Here is a 228-nt window from a genome sequence, read left to right as displayed (position 1 = left end):
CAGTGTGGCCGATCACCCTCTCAGGTCGGCTACGCATCGTCGCCTTGGTGAGCCGTTACCTCACCAACTAGCTAATGCGCCGCGGGTCCATCTGTAAGCAGCAGCCGAAGCCGCCTTTCAATCTTTCACCATGCGGAGAAAGAAGTTATCCGGTATTAGCCCCGGTTTCCCGGAGTTATCCCAGTCTTACAGGCAGGTTACCCACGTGTTACTCACCCGTCCGCCGCT

1 rRNA gene is annotated in these 228 nt (G+C 57.5%); it reads right to left on the bottom strand.

Features of this window, described 5'->3' with window-relative positions:
• A 16S ribosomal RNA gene (locus tag QYG89_RS17305) occupies window positions 1-228 on the bottom strand; the annotation flags it as partial.

Origin of the sequence: Bacillus lumedeiriae, from assembly GCF_044891285.1 — a bacterium.
Taxonomy (GTDB): domain Bacteria; phylum Bacillota; class Bacilli; order Bacillales; family Domibacillaceae; genus Pseudobacillus; species Pseudobacillus lumedeiriae.
The sequence above is the reverse complement of the archived record's forward strand: the minus strand, read 5'-3'. Positions and strand labels throughout refer to the sequence as shown.